At 72.3% G+C, this 15,189-nt stretch carries 18 protein-coding genes and 1 tRNA gene; 7 read left to right on the forward strand and 12 right to left on the reverse strand.

Annotation, left to right across the window (positions count from 1 at the left end):
- Positions 1-156 precede the first annotated feature (156 nt).
- Together ACFVX6_RS01100 and ACFVX6_RS01105 are read left to right on the forward strand one after the other, a co-directional pair.
- Entirely contained in the window at positions 157-732 is a 576-nt protein-coding gene (locus ACFVX6_RS01100; protein ID WP_389686651.1) for an RNA polymerase sigma factor, read from the forward strand.
- Positions 729-1,025 (forward strand): hypothetical protein, encoded by a 297-nt coding sequence (locus ACFVX6_RS01105; protein ID WP_389686653.1) that lies wholly within the window; start codon positions 729-731, stop codon positions 1,023-1,025. Before ACFVX6_RS01100 ends, ACFVX6_RS01105 begins: the two co-directional genes overlap by 4 nt.
- A gap of 43 nt (positions 1,026-1,068) precedes the next feature.
- On the opposite strand, the gene ACFVX6_RS01110 is transcribed toward ACFVX6_RS01105, so the two are convergent.
- The 3 genes from ACFVX6_RS01110 to ACFVX6_RS01120 form a co-directional block, all read right to left on the reverse strand.
- Positions 1,069-1,803: a methyltransferase domain-containing protein gene (locus ACFVX6_RS01110; protein WP_389686655.1), complete on the reverse strand. Its 735-nt coding sequence runs from the start codon at positions 1,801-1,803 to the stop codon at positions 1,069-1,071.
- 74 nt (positions 1,804-1,877) lie between these two features.
- On the reverse strand, positions 1,878-3,248 hold the full coding sequence (locus ACFVX6_RS01115; RefSeq protein ID WP_389686657.1) for an FAD-binding oxidoreductase: 1,371 nt from the start codon (positions 3,246-3,248) through the stop codon (positions 1,878-1,880).
- Positions 3,249-3,371: 123 nt separating this feature from the next.
- Positions 3,372-4,013 (reverse strand): helix-turn-helix transcriptional regulator, encoded by a 642-nt coding sequence (locus ACFVX6_RS01120; RefSeq protein WP_389686659.1) that lies wholly within the window; start codon positions 4,011-4,013, stop codon positions 3,372-3,374.
- 70 nt (positions 4,014-4,083) lie between these two features.
- Between ACFVX6_RS01120 and ACFVX6_RS01125 the strand changes: the two genes are divergently transcribed.
- Positions 4,084-4,935, forward strand: a complete 852-nt coding sequence (locus ACFVX6_RS01125; protein ID WP_389686661.1) for a class I SAM-dependent methyltransferase — start codon at positions 4,084-4,086, stop codon at positions 4,933-4,935.
- Positions 4,936-5,015: 80 nt separating this feature from the next.
- Here the strand turns inward: ACFVX6_RS01125 and ACFVX6_RS01130 are convergent, their stop codons facing one another.
- Positions 5,016-6,146: an NADH:flavin oxidoreductase gene (locus ACFVX6_RS01130; RefSeq protein WP_389686663.1), complete on the reverse strand. Its 1,131-nt coding sequence runs from the start codon at positions 6,144-6,146 to the stop codon at positions 5,016-5,018.
- Positions 6,147-6,313: 167 nt separating this feature from the next.
- Here ACFVX6_RS01130 and ACFVX6_RS01135 point away from each other — a divergent pair, with 167 nt between their 5' ends.
- On the forward strand, positions 6,314-6,811 hold the full coding sequence (locus ACFVX6_RS01135) for a MarR family winged helix-turn-helix transcriptional regulator (protein WP_389686665.1): 498 nt from the start codon (positions 6,314-6,316) through the stop codon (positions 6,809-6,811).
- Between the two features lie 79 nt (positions 6,812-6,890).
- Here the strand turns inward: ACFVX6_RS01135 and ACFVX6_RS01140 are convergent.
- Positions 6,891-6,964, reverse strand: a tRNA-Pro gene (locus ACFVX6_RS01140).
- Positions 6,965-7,131: 167 nt separating this feature from the next.
- On the opposite strand from ACFVX6_RS01140, the gene ACFVX6_RS01145 reads away from it, so the two are divergent.
- A complete protein-coding gene (locus ACFVX6_RS01145; RefSeq protein ID WP_389686667.1) occupies positions 7,132-7,836 on the forward strand; it encodes a transketolase in 705 nt (234 codons plus the stop codon).
- Between the two features lie 74 nt (positions 7,837-7,910).
- Positions 7,911-8,810 carry a transketolase family protein gene (locus tag ACFVX6_RS01150; protein WP_389686669.1) on the forward strand — a complete coding sequence of 300 codons (900 nt, stop codon included), beginning with the start codon at positions 7,911-7,913 and terminating at the stop codon, positions 8,808-8,810.
- Here ACFVX6_RS01150 and ACFVX6_RS01155 read toward each other — a convergent pair.
- From ACFVX6_RS01155 to ACFVX6_RS01180, 6 genes are all read right to left on the reverse strand, one after another.
- A complete protein-coding gene (locus ACFVX6_RS01155) occupies positions 8,797-9,201 on the reverse strand; it encodes an MmcQ/YjbR family DNA-binding protein (RefSeq protein ID WP_389686671.1) in 405 nt (134 codons plus the stop codon). The two genes, ACFVX6_RS01150 and ACFVX6_RS01155, sit on opposite strands and share 14 nt — an antisense overlap.
- Positions 9,202-9,271: 70 nt before the next feature.
- On the reverse strand, positions 9,272-9,823 hold the full coding sequence (locus ACFVX6_RS01160; RefSeq protein WP_389686673.1) for a GAF domain-containing protein: 552 nt from the start codon (positions 9,821-9,823) through the stop codon (positions 9,272-9,274).
- 69 nt (positions 9,824-9,892) lie between these two features.
- Positions 9,893-10,513 carry an ATP/GTP-binding protein gene (locus tag ACFVX6_RS01165; RefSeq protein ID WP_389686675.1) on the reverse strand — a complete coding sequence of 207 codons (621 nt, stop codon included), beginning with the start codon at positions 10,511-10,513 and terminating at the stop codon, positions 9,893-9,895.
- Positions 10,491-10,910: a DUF742 domain-containing protein gene (locus ACFVX6_RS01170; RefSeq protein ID WP_243339028.1), complete on the reverse strand. Its 420-nt coding sequence runs from the start codon at positions 10,908-10,910 to the stop codon at positions 10,491-10,493. Before ACFVX6_RS01170 ends, ACFVX6_RS01165 begins: the two co-directional genes overlap by 23 nt.
- Complete coding sequence (locus tag ACFVX6_RS01175; RefSeq protein ID WP_389686677.1) at positions 10,907-11,338, reverse strand: roadblock/LC7 domain-containing protein; 432 nt, start codon at positions 11,336-11,338, stop codon at positions 10,907-10,909. The genes ACFVX6_RS01170 and ACFVX6_RS01175 overlap by 4 nt, the downstream gene beginning before the upstream one ends.
- A gap of 38 nt (positions 11,339-11,376) precedes the next feature.
- Entirely contained in the window at positions 11,377-13,104 is a 1,728-nt protein-coding gene (locus ACFVX6_RS01180; protein ID WP_389686679.1) for a sensor histidine kinase, read from the reverse strand.
- A 575-nt stretch (positions 13,105-13,679) separates the two neighbouring features.
- Here ACFVX6_RS01180 and ACFVX6_RS01185 point away from each other — a divergent pair.
- Positions 13,680-13,925, forward strand: a complete 246-nt coding sequence (locus tag ACFVX6_RS01185) for a hypothetical protein (RefSeq protein WP_389686681.1) — start codon at positions 13,680-13,682, stop codon at positions 13,923-13,925.
- Here ACFVX6_RS01185 and ACFVX6_RS01190 read toward each other — a convergent pair.
- The gene (locus ACFVX6_RS01190; RefSeq protein WP_389686683.1) at positions 13,922-15,121 is read right to left on the reverse strand and encodes an MBL fold metallo-hydrolase; all 1,200 of its coding nucleotides are present in this window, start codon (positions 15,119-15,121) and stop codon (positions 13,922-13,924) included. The genes ACFVX6_RS01185 and ACFVX6_RS01190 overlap by 4 nt on opposite strands.
- Positions 15,122-15,189 lie beyond the last annotated feature (68 nt).

The following is a 15,189-nucleotide window of genomic DNA, read 5'->3' on the forward strand; positions in this document are numbered from 1 at the left end:
GGCCGGCTGAGCCAGGAGGAAACACCCATGATGATCACCGGTCTCGTAGTCGTCGGAGCGCTGCTCGTAGGCGCGTGCAGCCGGCACCTGATGCGGCGCTACAAGAGCCGAGCCTGACCAGACCCTGCCGTAGGAACCTTCCGGAATGAGCAGCACGTGAACCAACGCTTCCCCTGGCCGGACGAGCGGCTGATCAAGGCCGCTCAGGACGGCGACGTCACCTCGCTCACCACCGTCGTCATGGAATCGCAGCCTCATGTGCGCAGGTTCGCCCTCTCGCTCTGCGCCTCGCCCCAGGACGCGGAGGACGCCGCGCAGGAGGCGCTGATCATCCTCTACCGGAAGATCGGCACCTTGCGGGCCACCGGCGCCCTCGCCTCGTGGATGTTCCGGATCGTGCGCAACGAGTGCCTGCGGCAGGTACGGCTGCTCCTCTCGCGGAGCGACGAAGCACCGACCCACCCGGAGTCGACGGACCCGTCCGCCGAGGACGCCGTGCTGCGCAGGCTGGAGGCGGAGCGGATCGAGGCCGCGCTCGGCAGCCTTCCCCGTGACCAGCGCCAGGTCCTGATCCTGCGGGACGTCCAGGGCCTGCCCGGCAAGGCCGTCGCCGATGCGCTCGGTCTGAGCACCGCCGCGATGAAATCGCGGCTGCACCGGGCACGCGCAGCACTGCGGCACACATTGACGGCGATCGACCCACCAGTAGTCGAAGGAGACTCACGACGGTGAACACCGTGAAGCCCCCACGATCCACAGCGCCCGGGGCGAATTTCGCCAGCAGGTCCGTCCCGCGCCATCTGGCGCGCGGCGCCCTCGGTTTCGGGCTGATCATCGGCTCGATCGCCCTGGTCCCCGCCGTCGGCCCGGTCGCCCTGCTGGCGGCCCCGTTGGCCCTCATCGCCTTCCGCGGCTGCCCCACGTGCTGGATGGTCGGCCTGGCGCAAACCATCTCGCGCGGCCGCCTGGAGCGCCGGTGCACGGACGGCGTCTGCACCCTCACCAAGACGCACCCCGCCCAGTAGCGGGCGTACGGGGGCGGGGCTCGGGGAGGCCACGGCCATGGCGTCAGCGGGTCGGACGCCTCCCCCGGCCGTTCCAGGCGCGAGCGGTCAGCACGATCGACCCGTCGGCCTCCACGGGTACGCGAGCACGCAGGCGCTCGCGCAACGCGTCGTGCCGCTCCGGCGGCAGGGAGGCGAGGTACGACGGCGCAGGCCCTTGCCCGCCCAGGAACGGGGCCCAGTAGTCGTCGAAATCCCTGAAGCGTGTGGGGATGCTGATCTCGTCGACCTCCACGTCCGTCATCCCGGCCGACCGCAGCAGCTCCTCCAGCGGCCCGGGCGCGCACCGGGGGAACCGGACGGCCTCGTCCAGCTCCCGGCTGCCCGCGTCCAGGGAGACGGCGGCCTCCCAGAAGTGGCGGATGAGTTCCATGCCTCCCTGGGTGTAGTCCCAGAGGTACGCGGCGACCGTGCCGCCGGGGCGCACGATGCGGGCCATCTCGGCGACGGCCCGCTCGGGAACGGGGACGAAGTTGAGGACCAGGCCGCTGACCGCCACCGACGCCCGGCCGTCCGGGAACGGCAGCCCCATCGCATCGGCGCGTACGAACCGGGCCCGGGAATCCGTGACGTGCCGCCGGGCGTACCGGACGTAGCCGTCCGACGGGTCGGCTCCCACCACCCGCTCGGGGTCCGCCACGTCCAGGACGGCCTGTGTGACGGCGCCCGTGCCACAGCCGATGTCCCGCCAGTCGCTGCCCGGCGCGATGCCCAGCCGCCGAACGCACTCCACCGCCACCTGCCTGCTCCACCGCCCGATGTACGGCTCGTAGGCTTCCCCTTCGCCCCACATCGTGGCCGCCCACCGCTCCGCTAGGGCTTGATGTTCTGGTTCAGATGGAAGAGGTTGCCCGGGTCGTACGTGCCCTTGACCTGGACCAAGCGGTCGTAGTTGCTCTTGTAGTTGGCGCGGATGCGGTCCTGGTCGTCGTCCGCCATGAAGTTGACGTAGCCGCCCTCCTCCGAGTGCGGGGCGGTGGCCTCGTAGTAGTCGCGGACCCAGGCGGTGTTGGCCTCGTTGTCGGCGGGGTCCGGCCACATGCCCGCGATGACGGTGGCGAAGGAGGCGTCCCGGTAGGCGAAGGCCGTTGCGTCCGGGGCGACGCGGTGGCAGGCGCCGTTGATCGGGTAGATGTGGACCGTGGAGTTGACGGCGGGCACGCGGGGGCCGTGCACCAGGTGCGCCTCGATCGCGTCGTCGCTCAGCTCCGTCACGAAGTTGGCCTTCCAGTAGTGCTGCAGACCGGGCGGCACCAGCGCGTCGAAGGCGCTGTTCAGTGCGGGATACGGCATGACGCCGACGTGCTCCGCGACCACCGGGGCGAAGTCGTGGAAGGGCTGGAGGGCGCGCTCGCCCTCCTCCGTCGGGCCCGCCCAGCACGACACGATCAGGATGAAGGTGTCGCCGTGCCGGTCCTGCGGGATGAACGGCAGCGGCGGGGCGATCTGGAAGGCCGGGAACGCGCCGAGCTGCTCCGGCGCGTCGGCGATGAAGTCCCGGTAGGCGCGCAGCACGGCGCCGGCGCTGTCCAGCTCGTAGAGGATCGGCCCGCCGTAGATGTCCTTGACGGGGCTGAGCCGGAATTCGAGGGAGGTCACCGCGCCGAAGTTGCCACCACCGCCGCGCAGCGCCCAGAAGAGGTCCTCGTGCTCCTGCTCGCTCGCCACGACGAGCTGTCCGTCCGCCGTCACCACATCGGCCGAGATCAGGTTGTCGCAGCTCAGGCCCAGTCCGCGGTCGAGGTAGCCGATGCCGCCGCCCAGGGTGAGGCCGCCGACGCCGGTGGTGGAGATGATCCCGCCGGTCGTCGCCAGGCCGAAGGCGTGGGTGGCCGCGTTGAAGTCGCCCCAGGTCGCGCCGCCCTCGGCGCGCGCCGTCCGCCGTACGGGGTCGACGCGGACGCCGCGCATCGCGGACAGGTCGGCGACCACCCCGTCGTCGCAGGTGCCGAAGCCGGGCACGCTGTGCCCGCCGCCCCGGACCGCCAGGTCGAGCCCGTTCTCCCGGGCGAAGTCGACGGCCGCCATGACGTCGCCGGCGTTGGCGCAGCGGACGACGACGGCCGGCCGTCTGTCGATCATGGCGTTGTAGACCTTGCGGGCTTCGTCGTACCCCTCGTCCCCCGGGGTGACGACGGTGCCGCGCACTCGTTGGCTCAGCTGGTCCACACTGAGGTTGCCCATGGCCATCGCTCCTCTTGCCCCGACTCGTGACGGTGGGAAATCCAGCGAGCCCGGGGCTGTCCGCCAGTGGATAGACCCTCAATTCACGCTACGCCGAATGGGTGGAGCGGCAATCCGGAGCGCTCAGGCCTTGCCCGTGGCGCTCCAGCTCGCTCGCCGCAGGACCTCGGCCAGCTCCCCGGGGTCGGGGACGGCGTCCGCGGGATCGTCGGGCCACTGCTCGACGATGGCGGTCGCCCACTCGGCCCAGGTGGCGACGAGTCGGTAGTAGTCGGTGAGGAAGCGGCCGACGAGCAGCGTCTGGGCGGCCCGTTCCGGGAACGGAGCCTCGCCGGCGAGATGGGCTTGCGCGGTCGCGGCGTTGCCCTGGTTGCGCTCTTCGGCCCAGGCCCGGGCAGCGCGGAGGGTGGCCAAGGTGTCGGCGCTGGTACCGGAGTCCGCGAAGAACACCTTGAGGAGCTGTTCGGACTCCAGGACCGGCCCGGCGCTCGGCTCGGGCAGCCAGTCGGCCAGCGCGCGCCGCCCCTCGGCAGTGATGCTGTAGACGGTGCGGGGCCGCCGTCCGACCGCTTCTCGCGTCGCCTCGGCCAGGCCGTGGCGGACGAGCTTCTTCGGCTCCTCGTACAGCTTGCTCTGGGCCCGGGGCCAGATGCGGCCCAGGCTCCGGTCCATCTGCTGTGCGAGCTCGTACGTGCTCCAGGGCCGGACCGAGAGCAGGCCGAGGATCGCGTACGACGTGGTGGTGAGCGCCGGGCCCATTGACATCGCCAGCCTCGAGGCGTATTCCGGAAATAGTCCCTTTGGGACTATTTAGACAGCATAGGCGGTGATAGTCATGATCAGCACTATTCGGGTCGATCCCGCCAACGCCGAACAGGCCCGTGCCTGGGACGGTCAGGAAGGGGCGTACTGGGCGGAACATGCCGATCGGTACGACCGCGCCATAAGCGCCCACCACCCGCACCTCCTCGCCGCAGCCGGCATATCCGCCACCGACCAGGTACTGGACATCGGCTGCGGCACCGGCGAGACCACCCGCGACGCCGCGCGACGGGCGAGCGACGGCCGGGCCCTGGGTGTGGACCTGTCGGCGGCGATGCTGCGGGTGGCCCGGCAGCGTACGGCGGCCGAGGGACTGAGCAACGCCGACTTCGTCCAGGCCGACGCCCAGGTCCACCCCTTCCCCTCCGCGGCATTCGACGTGGCCGTCAGCCGCACCGGGACGATGTTCTTCGCCGACCCGGCCGCCGCTTTCCGCAACGTCGCAGGCGCGCTGCGACCCGGCGGACGCCTCGTCCAACTGGTCTGGCAGGCACCGGCGGACAACGAGTGGTTCCTCTCGTTCACCCGAGCCCTGGCCGCCGGACGCCCGCTGCCCACGCCCGCGCCCGACGCCCCCGGACCGTTCGCGCTCGCGGAACCGGAGCGGGTCCGGACCGTTCTCGAGGCCGCCGGCTTCACCGACGTCCGGCTGGAACCCCACAGCGAGACGATGCGGTTCGGCGAGGACTCCGGCGACGCGGAGCGGTTCATACTCGGCATGCTCGGCTGGATGCTCGAGGGACTCGACGACGAAGGCCGACGGCGCGCCGTCGACGACCTGAGAGCCACCCTCACCGCCCACGAAACCGCCGACGGCGTCCGCTACGCCTCGGCGACCTGGACCGTCCAAGCGACCCGCCGGTGACCGCGATCGCCCGGCGGCGCGATCGCGGGCCGGCCGCACGGACGGCCTCCGGTTACCGGTAACCGGTTACCGGTTGTCAGCTACCGGCTGAGCGACTTGAGCGCCGCCGCGTCGTACGGCTTCAGCTCGTCGAAGCGGTTGCCGAGGACCTTCGCCGCCCACTGCGGGTCCTGGAGCAGCGCCCGGCCGACGGCGACCATGTCGAACTCTTCGCGTTCCATGCGGTCCAGGAGGTTGTCGATGTCGCCGAGCGCCGCGCCTTCGCCGGCGAAAGCGCGGAGGAAGTCGCCGTCGAGGCCGACCGAGCCCACGGTGATGGTCGGCCGGCCGGTGAGCTTCTTGGTCCAGCCGGCCAGGTTCAGGTCCGAGCCCTCGAACTCCGGGAGCCAGTAGCGCCGGGTGGAGGCGTGGAACGCGTCGACACCGGCCGCCGCCAGCGGGGCGAGGATGGCCTCCAGTTCCTCCGGGGTGTGCGCGAGCCTCCCGTCGTAGGCCTCCTGCTTCCACTGGGAGTAGCGGAAGATCACCGGGAAGTCGGCCGCTACGCGCTCGCGGACCGCAGCCACGACCTCCACGGCGAACTTCGTACGGGCCACCGCGTCGCCGCCGTAGCCGTCGGTGCGGCGGTTGGTCCGCTCCCACAGGAACTGGTCGATCAGGTAGCCGTGGGCGCCGTGCAGTTCGACACCGTCGAAGCCGATCCGCTCGGCCTCCGCCGCGGCGTCGACGAACGCGCCGATGACGTCGTCGAGGTCGGCGCGGGTCATCGCCTTGCCGGTCCCCTCGGTGCCGTCCACACGGATGCCGGAGGGACCCACGGCGGGGGCGTCCGGGTACGGCGCCTCGCCCTGCTTGCGCACCATGCCTATGTGCCACAGCTGGGGGACGATCGTGCCGCCCGACTCGTGCACGGCCGCGGCGACCTTCGCCCACCCCGCCAGCTGCTCCTCGCCGTGGAACCGCGGCACTCGGTCGCTCTGCCCGGCGGAGTCGTGACCGACGTAGGTGCCCTCGGTGACGATCAGGCCCACACCCGCGGCGGCCCGGCTGGCGTAGTACGCCTGCACGTCCTCGCCCGGCACGCCGTCGGGGGAGAACATCCGGGTCATCGGCGCCATCGCGATGCGGTTGGGGACGGTCAGGCCGTTCAGCTGGACGGGCCGGGAAAGGATCTCGGCCGCACGGGAGGCGGTGGACGTGGTGACGGTCATGCGGGTCCTCCGGGTTGAGCTGTGGCTCGCCGGGTGACGACGAGAAGTGCATAGTACACACGCTATGTATCATGCATATTGCGGCGTCCACCCCGAGGGCGACGACACCGCACGCAGACCGAGCCGTGCGGGGGGCCGCCGGTCCCCGCGTTCGCAGGTCCGCGACAATGGGACGTCGGAAGGAACGGGGAGGCGCAGTGCTGGAGAAACTGGAGCGGGAGCTGATGCTCCTCTCGCGACACCAGGTGATGGCCCGGCGCGAGCGCGACCCCGAACGCCTGGAGCGGTCGGCGTACCTGCTGCTCAGCCGGATCGACACACAAGGCCCCATGTCCATCGGGCAGTTGTCGGAGGCTTTCGGGCTCGACACCTCGACAGTGAACCGTCAAACCGCCGCGCTGCTGCGCTGCGGACTGGCCGAGCGCGTCCCGGACCCGGAAGGCGGCATGGCCCGCAAGCTGTGCATCACGGAGGAAGGCGGGCGCCGGCTCACCGAGGACCGCGGGGTCAACCGGTCCTGCCTGGCCCGGGTGGTCGCCGACTGGTCCCCCGAGGAAGTACGGCAGCTCGAGGACGCCCTGGTCCGCCTCAATCGCAGCGCCGAGGCCCTCGAAGGACGGCACTGGCCGCGCACGGAGGAAGCGCCCGCGACTCCCGCACCGTAAGAGCGCCCACGGCCCCGGACGCACGAAAGGTCGCCTTCCCATTTCTGAGAAGACGACCTCCGACCTGCATGAAGCAAAGTCGGGACGACAGGATTTGAACCTGCGACCCCTTGACCCCCAGTCAAGTGCGCTACCAAGCTGCGCCACGTCCCGATGCCCGTTGACCTGGGGTTTCCCCTGGTTGAACGCGCAGGAGAACGATACCGCACTTCCGGAGGTGCTCGCGCGCACCTTTCTTCTCCGTGGCGGGATGAGGGCGTGGCGAAGGCCGGCCGGGTGGTGGTTGACCTCAAGCGCGCTTGAGGTTGCAAGATCGGTGCATGACACGGACAGCAGCCGCGGATGCCAGGTTCCGCCACGAAGACCTGGGCGCGCTCATGGCCCTCATGACCGGGGCCGAGAAGCACGGCCCCGCCGCCACCTCCACGCTCGACGCGCTGTGGGTGCTCTACGACCGGGTCCTGCGCGTCGGGCCCGGCAGCGCCGGAGATCCGGAGCGGGACCGGTTCCTGCTGTCGAAGGGGCACGGGCCGATGGCGTACTACGCCGTCCTCGCCGCCAAGGGGTTCTTCCCGGTCGACTGGCTCAGCGGGTTCGGCGCGTACGACTCGCCCCTCGGGCACCACCCGGACCGCACCTTGATCCCCGGAGTGGAGATCGGCAGCGGTTCGCTCGGGCACGGGCTGCCGCTCGCCGTCGGAAGCGCCCTCGGACTGCGGGCCCAGGGGCTCACCGACCCGGCCGTGTGGGTGCTGATCGGGGACGCCGAGCTGGACGAGGGAAGCAACCACGAGGCGATCGCGTACGCCGGCTCGGCCGGTCTGGAGCGCTTGCACACGATCGTGATCGACAACGACTCCGCGACCCACGGCTGGCGGGGTGGCATCGCCTCCCGTTTCGAGGCCGCCGGCTGGTCGGCGGTCACCGTGGACGGCCGGGACCACGCGGCGCTGCACACGGCGTACACCACACCTCATCCGGGCCGACCGCACGCCGTGGTCGCCCGGGTCGAGAAGAAGCGCTGAAGAAGCGCTGAAGAAGCGTTGAAGAAGCACCGCCGAAGCACTCAAGAAGCACCAGCCACCTCCGAGGGGGAGACATGGACACCATGCGCGAACGGTTCATCTCGGTCACATCGCGTGCACTCGACGAGGATCCCCGGCTGGCCGTCGTGCTGGCCGAGATCACCATGGACGGCTTCCGGCCCGCCCAGGACCGCCATCCGGACCGGGTGATCAATGTGGGCATCCGCGAGCAGCTGCTGGTCAGCGTGGGCGGCGGCCTGGCCCTCACGGGACTGCGTCCCGTGGTGCACACCTTCGCCAGCTTCCTCGTCGAGCGGCCCTTCGAGCAGGTCAAGCTCGACTTCGGGCACCAGGGCACGGGCGGGGTGCTCGTCAGCGCGAGCGCGAGCTACGACTGGCCGGCCGGTGGGTTCACCCACATGGCGCCGGGCGACGTGGCCCTGCTGGACACCCTGGACGGCTGGACCGTGCACGTCCCGGGCCACCCGGACGAGGCCGAGGCGCTGCTGCGCCACGCCTACGCCGCCGGCGACGACAAGGTCTACGTCCGGCTCTCCGAGCAGTCGAACACGGCGGCCCGCCCCGTCGCGGGCCTGGGATTCCAGACCGTACGGGAGGGCCGCGCAGGCGTCGTCGTCGCCGTCGGGCCCCTGCTCGACAACGTCCTCGCCGCGACCGAGGGCATGGATGTGAGCGTGCTGTACGCGCCGACCGTACGGCCCTTCGACGACGCGGCGCTGCGTGCGGCCGTCGGGCACGGCCCGGCCGACGTGGTGCTCGTCGAGCCCTACCTCGCCGGGACCTCCACGGCTGCCGCGAACCAGGCACTCGAAGCCGTCCCGCACCGGGTGCTCGGCCTCGGGGTCGGCCGGGCCGAGCTGCGTCGCTACGGCACGATCGACGAGCACACGGCGGCCCACGGACTCGACCCTGCCGCGCTGCGTGCGCGGATCGCAGCCTTCATCCAGCGGTGACGGGCCCCTTCGGCGCGGGGCGGTCCAGTTCCGGATGGGCCGCCGCCAGGCGCTTGGGGGCCGCCTGGCGCCAGGAGTCGGTCAGGATCGAGCGCAGCTCCGCCGCGTCCTCCACCGCCGCCAGCCGGACCCGGAGCCACGCGTAGTTGTCGTCGTGGCCGGGCCGTATGAAGAACTTCTCCGGCTCCGCCGCGATCAGCTCCTCGCGGTCCTCCCGGGGACACTTCACCCCGATCGAGGTGTCGTCGTCGGCGAGCGCCGCGAAGACCTTCCCGCTCTTCCCGCTCGCTCCGCCGCCCACCCTGAAGGTGGGCATGCCCCAGGCGAGCTTCTCGCTGCTGTCAGGGAGCGACAGTGCGATCTGCCGGACGTCCTCCGCCGTCATGGCCATCCCCCGACTCCTCTCCGGTCCGTTGCGGTGCCGACCCTCGTCCGACGACCGTAGACCCGGGCACTGACATTCACCCCCGGGCCGCGAGGTCCTCCCGGGCGTGCACCAGCTCCACCAGCTCCGCCGCCAGCGCCTTCACCGTCGCGAGCCCCGCCAGTCCCCACCGCCTCGGCACCACGTCCACCGCGCACACCGTACCCAGGACGATCCCGCGCCGGTCGGTCAGCGGCGCGCCCGCGTAGGACCGCACCCCGCTCTCGTCCACGACGGCGTTGCCCGCGAAGCGCGCGAAGTCCCGTACGTCCTCCAGCACCAGCGCGCGCCGCCGGACCACCACGTGGGGGCAGTACCCGTGGTCCCGGGGGAGCGCCCGCGCCGGATAGCCGCTCGCCGGTGCGTCGGGCGCGTGGTGCAGGCCGGCGAAGAACTGCCGCTCCTCGCTGATGAAATTGATGCCGGCGTACGGCGCCCCGAGCTCGTCCGCGACCCGCCGCGCGAACGCGTCCAGTTCCCCGTCCACCCGCTCCCCCAGCCCCAGTTCACGCAGTCTCAGCACGCGTGCGGGCGCCTCCCGGTCCACAGGCGTGAGCAGCAGGTGTCCGGTCGATTCGTAGTACGTCATGGTGTCTCCCCCACATCACGTCGCTCCGCGCGCCGCGCGGACCTCATGAAACGGCATGAACTGCTTGAACTACACGGACTGCACGGACATTGCGTACTCCGGGTACGTCGAACGGTTCGGATGGAGCAAGTGGTGGACCAGGGCTGCCAGCACCCCCGTTCCGGAGCTCGGCAGGCGTGCGTCGCAGCGCACGACGGGCACCTCCGGGCCGAGCCCCATGGCGTCCCGGACCTCGTCGGGGGCGTAGCGGTGCCCGCCGGCGAACTCGTTGACGGCGACGACGAAGGCGATCCCCCGCCGCTCGAAGAAGTCCACGGCGGGGAAACAGTCGGCGAGGCGGCGCGTGTCGGCGAGCACCACCGCCCCCAACGCGCCCGCGCACAGCTCCTCCCAGAGGAACCAGAAGCGCTGCTGACCGGGGGTGCCGAAGAGGTAGAGAACGTTCCGCTCGTCCAGGGTGATCCGGCCGAAGTCCAGCGCCACGGTCGTGGTCGTCTTCGCCTCGACCCCGTCGAGCGGGTCGGCGGCCTCGCTCAGCCCGCTCAGCAGTTCCTCCGTGCTCAGCGGCTCGATCTCGCTCACCGCGCCCACGAATGTGGTCTTGCCCGCCCCGAACCCGCCCGCGACCAGGACCTTCAAGGTCGCGGAGGATCGACGGGCGGCCGGCTCAGAGCCGTTTGCGCAGGCCATCGAGCACCGCCCGGAGCAGGGACTGGTCGTCGTCGGCGAAGGAGCCGCCGGTGGGGAAGCACGGCGCCCGCACCGTCACGGCCCCGTGTTCCATCAGGTCGCCGAGGACGACCTTGACCACCACCGCCGGCAACCTCAGGTGTCCCGCCACCTCGGCGACGGTGACCGCGGCCGAGCCCGCGCACAGCCGGAGCGCGAGGGCGTGCTCGGCGCCGAGCGGCGCGCGCGGGCGCACTCCGGTCGCCGTCACCAGCGACAGCAGGTCGAGGGCGACGGACGGCCGGGTCCGACCGCCGCTCGCGGTGTACGGGCGGATGACCCGGCCCGCCGAATCGTCCAGCCACGGCGCATCGCGCGGTCCCCCCGGTGCCGTTGCCCCCCTCGCGCGGGCCCTCATCGCTCCGGGTCGGCGACGGGCCGCCTCGGCGGGGCCGCCAGGTACGGGCGGACGCTCTTGACCAGCATGGCCATCTCGTAGCCGAGCACGCCCGCGTCGGCCTCCCGGTCGGCCAGTACGGCCAGGCAGGTGCCTGATCCGGCCGCCGAGACGAAGACCAGGGCGCTGTCGAGCTCGACCACCACCTGCCGGACCTCGGCGCCCTCCGCGAACCGGGAGCCGGCGCTGCGGCCCAGCGCGTACAGCCCGGAGGCGAGGGCCGCCAGGTGGTCGGCGCTGTCGGCGTCGAGTCCGTGCACGCAGGTGACGAGCCCGTCGGCGGTCAACAGGACCGCGCTGCGCGTGTACGGCACGCGCTGGACCAGGCCGCTGAGCAGCCAGTCGAGATCCGAAAGCCGACTGGTCGTGGTCGCCACTTCGCCGCCCATGGGGGTGCGCTCCTTAGCTGTCGGGTGAGAGGCCGGGGTCACGTCTGGTGCTCCGACTGTGCGAGGCCGAAGCCCCGTTGGAAGGCGGCCATCAGGCCGGGGTCGTGCACGGGCCGCTCCGCGCCTGCGGCGCCGCCCGGGCGGGGTACGGGAGCCTCGCGCAGCTGGGGAGCGAGGTGCTCCTGGGCCCGCCGGCGGGGCAGCGGCGGCCGCTCTCCGCCGTCCCGGGCGGCCGGTACGGCGGAGAGCGGCGGCGCGACCGGCGCCACCACGGTCTGCGGCGGTGCCGTGACCGGAGGTGCCGCGACCACAGGCGCCGCGACCTTGACCGCGGATGCCATCACCACCGGTTCCACACCCACCGGTTCGCCACCCGCAGGCCTCGTACGGGGCCCCGTGCCCGGTACGCCTGCATCCCACCCCGGCACCACCGGCGGGGCTCCGGAGGGCTCCGGCCCGGGCAGGGGCACCCGTACCGGCTCCAGCCGTGGCGCGCCCGCCCCCGCGCCCTCGCCGGTCCCCCATGAGGTGGCCCTGGAGCCGCCCAGTGCGTCGGCCGCGCTCGGCGCCTCGGCCCCCAACAGCTCCTGGGGCAGGACCAGTACGGCGAGCACGCCGCCGTAGATGTTCGATTTGAGCTCGACGGCGATCCCGTGCCTGCGGGCCAGCGCCGAGACGACGAACAGGCCGATCCGCCCGTCGGCCAGCAGGTGCCGGACGCTGATCTGGTCGGGGTCGCCGAGCAGGGCGTTCATCCGGTGCGCTTCCTCGGGCGGCATGCCGAGGCCCCGGTCCTCCACCTCGACCGCGATCCCGGCCGTGACCCGCTCCGCGCGCACCACGACGTCGGTGTCGGGAGCCGAGAACACGGTGGCGTTCTCGACGAGTTCGGCCAGCAGGTGCACGACGTCGGCGACGGCGTGGCCGCGTACGGAACCGCCCGCGGGGGGCACCACCTTGACCCGGGTGTACTGCTCGACCTCCGCGACCGAGGAGCGCAGTACCTCGCTCAGGTCGACGGGCCGGGTCCACTGGCGGCGCGAGGCGGCTCCGCCGAGCACCGCGAGGTTCTCCGCGTGGCGCCGGATCCGGGTGGCGAGGTGGTCGACGTGGAAGAGCTCCTTGAGCAGGTCCGGGTCCTCGACCGTGTCCTCCAGGTCGTCCAGCAGCGAGATCTCGCGGTGCACGAGGGACTGGAGGCGGCGCGCGAGGTTGACGAAGACCTCGACCTTGCGGTCGCTGTCGGAGGGCGCGACGGGGCCGCCGAGGCGGACCAGGGTCGCGTGGGCCTGTTCGCGGGCGCCGCGCAGTTCCTGGGCGAGCAGCCAGAACTCGTCGACTCCCGCCGTCTCGGGGCCGAAGGACGGCGCGGCCGGCGCGGCGCGCACCGGGCGGGCGGGCAGCTCGCCGCGCTCCAGCCGGTCTGCGGCGGTGTGCAGCTCCTGGCGGCCGCGGACGCTGGAGCGGCGCAGCGCCTCGCAGCGGTCGCGCACGGTCTTGGCCGCGCGCTGGGCCCCGAGCAGGGCGGCCGCGAGCGCGCCCGCGAAGAGCAGGGCGCAGCCGCTGAGCACCGGCCACAGCCGGGGGTCGCGGGCGCCCGCGCCGCCGCCGAGCTGGAGCGCGAAGATCACCGCGGCGGCGCCGCTGAGCCCGGCCGCGAGCGCGGGGAGCAGGGCGGCGCGGATCAACTGGGGCCGTATCTGCCGACCGGGACCGGTGACGGCATGTCTCGACGGGGAGTGGCGGGCGGCGCGGAGTCCGGACATCGGCGTCCTCGGTAGGTGGGGCCCGGCCCCCGGGCTTCCCGGGATCCGGTGTTGATCACCGGATACCCACGCTAGACCGCACGCTCGGCCCCAGGACGGCCAGTTGGGGAACTTCGCCCGGGTGCTTCCCGCTCCCGATGGAGCGCTCGCACGACAGCGCGAATGCGCCGGGAGCGCGCACCCCCCGGCGCCCTGCGGGCACGCGCCGTCCCCCGGAGCCCCCGCCCGCACCTCGCCCCTCTCCCGCCCCACCCCTGCGGCCCGACTAGCCGACAGTCACTTGCTCGACTTCGGCATCTGCTATCCAGATGCGCAAATCTCACATGTAGATGCAGCCTTAAAGGACTACTAGAGCCCGTATGCGCCACTCATGACAGAGCGGCGAAACGGCCGGTCCGCACCCCCGGTCTGCCCCTGAGCGGCGTACGTCGTCCAGGCCATCGGCAACGACGAGAACTCCAACGGCAGCCACGTGACGGGCATGGCGCGGATCGATCGCCGCGGGCGACGGCGAGAGCGACCCCGACTCCTGGACCGCGGTCGGCGGGATCGGCGGCGGACGCGGCCCGGACAACATGACCTACGCGTACGCCATCTGCAGCGCGGGCGGCATCCGCCTCGAGCACGTCTCCGCCTTCACCCACAGCGGCGGTTCGCCCTCCTCCGGCAGCCACTCCGACGCCTGGGCGCTCTGCCTGGACGTGCGGCACGGGCACAAGCGGTGGCTTCCGGTCAGCATCCGAGACACCCGCAGCACGGCGGAGCGGGCCCTCCCGCATCAGGAGCCCCCGCTCCGCCATGGTTCCGGCCGGGGAGCCTAGGACCCCACCGCCTCCGGCTCCTCACGGGTCACGGCTGCCGGCCTCCCGGTCACGGCGGGCCGGGCCGCCGTGACCGGCGGGGGCGAACCCGCGGCCACGAAGGGCCGCCACCACGGCGCGTGCGGCGCGTCGGCCGCACCCGGTTCGAACGGCTGCCCCGGCACGGGCAGGGCGATCGCCGCCCCGGCCCTCTCGGCGGCGGTCACCGTCCCCTCCCCCGGCTCGTCCCACGGGTGGGGGGCCAGGTTGAAGGTGCCCCAGTGGATCGGCAGCATCGTGCCGCGCGCAACGCCGCCCTGGAGGTCGAGGTGGGCGCGGATGCCCTCCTCGGGCGTCATGTGGATGTCGGTCCAGAACTCCGAGTACGCACCGATCTGGATCATCGTCGCGTCGAAGGGCCCGTGCGCCGCGCCGATCTCCTTGAAGCCGGGGAAGTAACCGGTGTCCCCGCTGTGGTAGATCCGGTGCCCGTCGCCCGTGACGACCCACGAGGCCCACAGGGTGAACTGCTGGTTGCGCAGGCCGCGGCCGCAGAAGTGCTGGGCCGGGGTGGCGGTGAGCGAGAGTCCGGCGACCTTGGTGGTCTCGTTCCAGTCCAGCTCGCGCAGCCGGTCGGCCGGGACTCCCCAGCGCTCCAGGTGCGCGCCGACGCCCAGCGGGACGGCGAAGACCGTGTCCGTGCCGGCCAGGGCCTTGATCGTCGGCAGGTCGAGGTGGTCGTAGTGGTCGTGCGAGATCACCACCACGTCCACCTCGCCCAGCGAGGCCAGCGGTACGGGTACCGGGTGCAGGCGCTTGGGCCCGGCGAAGGGGAAGGGGGAGCAGCGCTCGCCCCAGACCGGGTCGAAGAGGACACGGCGCCCGTCGATCTCGGCGAGCACGCTGGAGTGACCCATCCAGGTCAGCCGCAGACCGCTGACCGGGGGCTTCGACAGCTCCGCGAGGGTCGTCGGGTAGACCGGGATGGGGGCGCCGGGGCTACGCCGGAGCCTCTGCTCCTTGTGGAAGTAGATCTTGGCGAACTCCGCCATGGACCCGGAGGGCCTGGTCCTGGTCCCGGCCGGGTTCTGGAAGATTCCGTCCGCGAAGTTCGGCGAACGCCGGATCCGCTCCAGCCGGGCACCGGACGGGTCCGCGCCGAAGGCTTCGGGCCGCAGTTCGCGCAGCCGTGGACGCAAGGGTCGGGAGCCGGTCAAGGCGCCTCCAGTGTGGGGGGTGCGGGCAGGGCGTTCTGATGGTTACCACCATCCCAACGCGTGATACC

This window comes from Streptomyces sp. NPDC058289, from assembly GCF_042880975.1.
GTDB lineage: Bacteria > Actinomycetota > Actinomycetes > Streptomycetales > Streptomycetaceae > Streptomyces > Streptomyces stoeckheimensis.